The sequence below is a fragment of the Nocardia sp. NPDC004722 genome (genome assembly GCF_053601505.1).
Window position 1 is genome coordinate 1 of record NZ_JBSGBY010000628.1, and the last position, 4718, is coordinate 4718.

Annotated in this window: 6 protein-coding genes and 1 pseudogene; 5 read left to right on the top strand and 2 right to left on the bottom strand. The window is 68.3% G+C overall.

Going from position 1 to position 4718, the window contains the following annotated elements; genetic code table 11:
• Positions 1-96 precede the first annotated feature (96 nt).
• A pseudogene (locus ACWELQ_RS38375) lies at positions 97-387 on the top strand (beta-ketoacyl-ACP synthase); the annotation flags it as partial.
• Between the two features lie 21 nt (positions 388-408).
• Here the strand turns inward: ACWELQ_RS38375 and ACWELQ_RS38380 are convergent.
• Both ACWELQ_RS38380 and ACWELQ_RS38385 read right to left on the bottom strand, forming a co-directional pair.
• On the bottom strand, positions 409-822 hold the full coding sequence (locus tag ACWELQ_RS38380) for a hypothetical protein (protein WP_379352077.1): 414 nt from the start codon (positions 820-822) through the stop codon (positions 409-411).
• Positions 819-1100 (bottom strand): hypothetical protein, encoded by a 282-nt coding sequence (locus ACWELQ_RS38385; RefSeq protein WP_452401919.1) that lies wholly within the window; start codon positions 1098-1100, stop codon positions 819-821. Before ACWELQ_RS38385 ends, ACWELQ_RS38380 begins: the two co-directional genes overlap by 4 nt.
• A gap of 213 nt (positions 1101-1313) precedes the next feature.
• Here ACWELQ_RS38385 and mtnA point away from each other — a divergent pair, with 213 nt between their 5' ends.
• Genes mtnA through ACWELQ_RS38405 form a run of 4 tightly spaced genes read left to right on the top strand, consistent with a single transcriptional unit; the run spans position 1314 to position 4643 of the window.
• Complete coding sequence (gene mtnA, locus ACWELQ_RS38390) at positions 1314-2975, top strand: S-methyl-5-thioribose-1-phosphate isomerase (RefSeq protein WP_452401920.1); 1662 nt, start codon at positions 1314-1316, stop codon at positions 2973-2975.
• Positions 2976-2995: 20 nt separating this feature from the next.
• Positions 2996-3574, top strand: a complete 579-nt coding sequence (locus tag ACWELQ_RS38395; RefSeq protein WP_452401921.1) for a 1,2-dihydroxy-3-keto-5-methylthiopentene dioxygenase — start codon at positions 2996-2998, stop codon at positions 3572-3574.
• Positions 3571-4254, top strand: coding sequence for an acireductone synthase (gene mtnC, locus ACWELQ_RS38400; protein WP_452401922.1), 684 nt, complete (start codon positions 3571-3573; stop codon positions 4252-4254). The genes ACWELQ_RS38395 and mtnC overlap by 4 nt, the downstream gene beginning before the upstream one ends.
• A gap of 32 nt (positions 4255-4286) precedes the next feature.
• Positions 4287-4643, top strand: a complete 357-nt coding sequence (locus ACWELQ_RS38405; RefSeq protein WP_452401923.1) for an immunity 51 family protein — start codon at positions 4287-4289, stop codon at positions 4641-4643.
• Positions 4644-4718: the final 75 nt, after the last annotated feature.

Consider the following 4718-nt stretch of genomic DNA (forward strand, 5'->3'; position numbering starts at 1 on the left):
CGTTGGTGTCCGACACGATCTCGGTGGCCTCGGTGGGGGCGGAGCCCCGGGAGTTCGCCGGATGGCAGCGCATGTTGCAACGGCAGCTGGCCAAGCGCCTCCGAGGCCAAGGCCATCATGGCCGTCACCCCGAATGCCTCGGTGTACGCGCCGAAATCGGCGCTGGGTCATTCCATAGGCGCAGTGGGCGCTTTGGAAGCGATGCTTACCTTGCGGAGCCTGAGCGAGCAGGTCATCCCGCCCACCTTGAATTTCGAGACTCCCGATCCGGACACGGAACTCGATGTCGTCGCCGACAAGCCGCGGTACCAGGAACTGCGCTACGCGCTGAGCAATTCCTTCGGCTTCGGTGGCCACAATGTGACCCTCACACTCGGTCGCGCCTGAAACCTGTTGCGCCGCAGCCGCTCAGGGCAGCTTGTCGGTCTGCACGCGCGGATCGAGCTTGCGCAGCGTGTCGGGCCGGTCGGTCAGGCACGGCCAATCCCGGCTCACCGCTTCGAGAGTGGCGTGACCGGCCGGGATCAGCGCGTCGGCGTCGGGCCGATCGGCCAGGGTGTCGCCGAGGTGATCGCTGGCGGGGCGGTCGAGGGGTTGGATGACCGTATTCGGCAGATCCAGCAGCACCGAGAGGATGTCGAGGCGGCCCGGGGGAATCAGCGCGCGGGCCGCGGCGAGCGCGGTGGCGGGAACGATGATGGTGTGCCCGGCGTCGGCGGTCGCCCAGACGACGGATTGCACGTAGGCCACGCGGTGGGCCCAGGCGGTGAGCGCGGCCGTGTCGAAGACGACGCCGCCCAGCGACGGGGCGGCGGGGCTCATGCCGCGCCGGCGCGGTCGCCGGGATCCTCCTCATCGGATAAGGGTGGCAATCCCTGCACGGCACGAGCGCGATTGATCAGATCCAACGGCGGCCGTCCGCCGAGCGCGTTCTCGAGTCTGGCCAGGGACTCGGCGCGGTCGACGCGGGCCTTGACGGATTCGGCGACGAAGCCGGAAATCGAGGCGATGCGACCGGAGCTGCGCCAATCGTCGAGGGTGGCGGCTATCTCCTCCGGCATCGTCACGGTGATCTTTCGGGTGCGACGCTGTCTCGCCATACCGTGAGGGTAATCCGGTATGGCCGCCGGACGCGAGCTGACAACGCCGGGGCCGCATTACCGGTTGCGCGCGCATCCCGGGCGGAAACCGCGCTATTCGGATTGTGCTGATCCGAAACCTGCCGGTCAGGCGTCGATCCGGGTTCGATACGGTGGAGTGTGTCCACGGCCGTGGGCGCTGCCGCAATTCTCCAGTCAAGAGGACACGAATAGATGGATCAGAGTTCGATCGCGTGGGCCGACGGTGTGCTCGTCACCATCGACCAACGGGCGCTGCCGCAGGAGCTGCGGGAGCTTCGGATCACGACGGTCGACGAGGTCATCGAGGCGATCAAGACATTGGCCGTGCGCGGCGCGCCCGCGATCGGGGTGTGCGGGGCGTTCGGTGTGGTGATCGCGGCGCAGGCCGCCACGGCCGACGGTGTGGTGGATACCGCGCGGGTCGAGGCCGAGGCCGCCCGGATCGCCGACGCGCGCCCGACCGCGGTCAATCTGGCCTGGGGTGTGCAGCGCACACTGGCCAAGCTGCCCGAGGGCGTGGCGGCGATGGAAGCCGAGGCGCTGGAACTGCTGGCCGAGGACGGCCGCGTGAATCTGGCCGCCGCCACCGAGGCCGCCGATCTGATCCAGCGGCTGTGCGGAGATCGGCCGTTGCGGCTGCTCACCCATTGCAATACCGGACGCCTCGCGACCACCGCGTGGGGCACCGCCATCGGCGCGCTGCGGGTGTTGCGGCAGCGGGGTGCGCTGGCCGAGGTGATCGTGGACGAGACCCGGCCGCTGTTGCAGGGCGCGCGGCTGACCGCGTGGGAGATGGCCGAAGCCGGTATCCCGCATCGGCTCACCATCGATTCCGCCGCGGCCTGGGCCATGGCCACCGAACAGGTGGATGCCGTGGTGGTGGGCGCGGACCGGATCACCGCCGACGGGGCGGTGGCCAACAAGATCGGCACCTACATGCTGGCGATCGCGGCGCGGCACCACGGGATTCCGTTCATCGTGGTCGCGCCGGAATCGACGCGCGACATCTCGACCGCGCGGGGATCCGACATCGTGGTGGAGCAGCGCGCGGCGTCCGAGGTCACCGGATTCGGCGGTGTCACAACGGCTCCCGAGGGGACGCAGACCTTCAATCCGGCCTTCGATGTCACGCCGGCCGAGCTGGTCACCGCCGTGGTCACCGAGTACGGCGTGCTCACCGACCCGGCTGCCGCGCGTACCTCGGCGGCACCCGCTGGCAGCGCGTCTGCGCTGGATGCCGGTGCCGAGATCGCGGAAATCGCGCGGGGCCTGTACGCCAGCGGTTGGATGCCGGGCACGGCGGGCAATATCTCTGTGCGCCAAGGCGATACGGCCGTGATCACCGCCAGCGGGCTGTCGAAGGGTGAGCTGACCGCCACCGATATGGTCACCGTCGCGGTCGTCGATTCGAAGCCGGTCGACGCGTCCGGGCGCAAGCCGTCGGCCGAGACCACCATTCACACGGCCGTGTACCGCACACGCGGCGCGGACGCGGTGGTGCACGTGCACCCGCCGCACGCGACGGCCGCCTCGATCACGACCGCCGGATCCAGTGTCACCACCGCACGTTTCGCGGGGTACGAGCTGATCAAGGGGCTCGGTTCGGCCCGTCCGGACGTCATCGATATCCCGGTGTTCCCCAATCACGCCGATGTGCCGCAGATCGGCGTGGATATCGAAAAGTATCTGACCGAGCATCCCGACGCCCCGCCCGTGCTGTTCATCGCCGGGCACGGCATCACCGCCTGGGGTGCGACCCTGGCGCAGGCGCGGGACCGGGCCGAATGCCTCGAGGCCATGTGCGAGCTGACCACTTTGACCGGACACCGTGAGATTCCGGTGCGCGACAATTAGATCCGAGAAAGGATCCTCCTATGACTCTTCTGCAGATCATGTCCGACAAGGACGCCGGTGATGTCGTCCTGCGCACCTCCGATGACGCGGTGATCGCCGCCGAACTCGGCAAGCGTGGCATCACCTTCGAGCGCTGGCCGCTGCTCGAGGGCTTCAGCGCCGCGACCACCACCGAGGAGCTGCTGGCCGAATACCAGTCGCGCATCGACGAATTGAATGCCGACGGCCGCTACAAGTTCATCGACGTGGCCCGCATCCACCCCGACGACGCCGACCCGGAGTGGCCCGCCAAGGCGGTGGCCGCGCGCACCAAGTTCCTCGACGAGCACCGCCACGCCGAGGACGAGGTCCGCTTCTTCGCGGCCGGGGCGGGCTGCTTCTACCTGCACCTGGGCGATGAGGTGCTCGCGACCGTCTGCACGGCGGGCGATCTGGTGTCTGTGCCGGCGGGCACGCTGCACTGGTTCGACATGGGCACCCGGCCGGAGTTCGTGGCCGTGCGGTTCTTCGAGGAGGAGGACGGCTGGATCGGCGATTTCACCGGCGACAAGATCTCCGGCGGCTTCCCGACCCTCGACGAGCTGCTGGCCCCGGCATGATCACCACGGTCGTACTCGACATCGAGGGGACCACCAGCCCGACCAGTTCGGTGCGGGAGGAGCTTTACGGCTACACCCGTGACCGGCTGCCGGGCTGGCTCGCCGAGAACCAGGGCGGCGCAGCGGATCCCATCATCGCCGCCACCCGCGCGCAGGCCGCAGAGCCCGACGCCGACGCCGCCCGCGTCGCCGACATCCTGATCAACTGGCTCAACACCGACGTGAAGTCCGAACCCCTCAAGGCGGCGCAGGGCATCATCTGCGCCGAGGGGTTCCGCAGCGGCGCGCTGCACGGCGAGTTCTTCCCGGACGTGCCCCCGGTCCTGCGAGCCTGGCGCGACGCCGGACTCGAGCTGTACATCTACTCCTCGGGTTCGGTGCGCAATCAGAAGGATTGGTTCGCCTTCGCCCGCGGCGGTGACCTGTCCCCGCTCATCAGCGGTCATTTCGACCTGTCGACCGCGGGGCCGAAGCGCGAGGCCGCCTCGTACGAGAAGATCGCCAGCGCCATCGGCGTTCCGCCCGAACAGATCCTGTTCCTCTCCGATCATCCGGACGAGGTGGACGCCGCCGCGGCAGCGGGCTGGCAGGCCATCGGGGTCACCCGTCCCGGTGAGCCGAACAGCCCTCGGGGCGAGCACCGCTGGATCAGCGATTTCGCCGAGGTCGAACCGAACTGACGGTGTCGGAGGGTCTCGCTAAGGTCATCATTGTGACCGACCGCGAGACCTTCGCCCCGCTCGTCTTCTTCGAGTACGACCACAAACCAGGCCATTTCTGCCTGCTGTTGTCGGACAACCACATGCTGGCCGCCGAACCGGTTTTCGCCGAATTCGGTTACGACGGAAACGGTTACGGCTGGGCCGGAGTAGCCCGCTCCGCCGTAGCAACCCAGGAGCCCGGCTTCGCCGAACGCCTCAACTACGACCCCGAGGCCGGAACCTTCGTCGCCTACGGCCAAGACCCCGAAGCCCTCCGCCGCCTCGGCCAACTCCTCCACGAAGCCTTCCAAAACCCCGCCACCCTCCGCAAACTCATCGCAGCAGGCGACCCCGAATGGTTCGACTGAACGAGAATCGCGTCCGTCCAGAATTCTGGACGGACGCGAATTGAGTTGGGGTCTAGCAGATCATACTACGGCGGC

Coding starts and splice junctions, on each gene's coding strand:
- ACWELQ_RS38395 (WP_452401921.1), top strand. CDS start 2,996: ATGACTCTTCTGCAGATCATGTCCGACAAGGACGCCGGTGATGTCGTC.
- ACWELQ_RS38385 (WP_452401919.1), bottom strand. CDS start 1,100: ATGGCGAGACAGCGTCGCACCCGAAAGATCACCGTGACGATGCCGGAG.
- mtnC (WP_452401922.1), top strand. CDS start 3,571: ATGATCACCACGGTCGTACTCGACATCGAGGGGACCACCAGCCCGACC.
- ACWELQ_RS38380 (WP_379352077.1), bottom strand. CDS start 822: ATGAGCCCCGCCGCCCCGTCGCTGGGCGGCGTCGTCTTCGACACGGCC.
- mtnA (WP_452401920.1), top strand. CDS start 1,314: ATGGATCAGAGTTCGATCGCGTGGGCCGACGGTGTGCTCGTCACCATC.